Below are 818 nucleotides of genomic sequence, written 5' to 3' on the forward strand. Positions count from 1 at the left end.
CCGGCGACGAGCTGCGCCGTCTTGGTTTGCGCGCTGCTAGAGCGCTGTTTACTGACGAGATTTGCGGGGCCCGCCTCAAGCGTCCGCGCGGGCGGACGCTTTCTGCATACGCGCCGTCATTACGTCGGTGCGATATTCGCTTGCGCGCTGGTAGGGAGTGGTTTTCTATTGGTCCCGCCGTCAGGTGGGGAGGTGGAGCGACGGGTGGCGCGCGGCAGATAGTTGCTTGCTTGGCCAGACCTGTACGCGCGCCACCCGTCTAAAAGGGAGACCGGTGAATGTTGCGAGCGTCGGCTGAGATTTGCAGCATTGCTAGGGTTCCTCGCTTGGCATGCGCGCAGCGGCATCGGGGATTGCAAGACGCCGCGAACGCCTCAAGAGGCCGCCCGGGCGGCCGTCCTGAGGCAAGCCCCGCAAGTCCGTTCTTCACAAGCGCGAAGCGGCATCGTGAACCGCAAGACACCGCCAAGTCCCCGCGGCCGCCCGCGCGGCCGACAAGGGACGACCCCGCAAAATCTTCCAAACCAAACCCGGCCCAAAGCAAAAACGCAACGATAGCCACCCACACGCGAAGCGAAATACGCAACGACGCAAGACGATGCGTAAGCTCCCAAAGGCCGCCCGCGCGGCCGGCCGGGAGCGGGCCCCGCAAGATCATCCACCACCCCACACTGTGGAGTGAGACCTTAAGAAAACCGCCCGCCCCAGCGATCGGGAAATTGCATTCAACGGAGCCCGTCGTGGCAGCCCCCCGGGGAGTGCGGGGAGTCGATAAGCCCGAGGGAATCCGAAGGAACTGCCAAAGGCAGTGACGAGGA

This window comes from Achromobacter maghribensis (assembly GCF_057334215.1).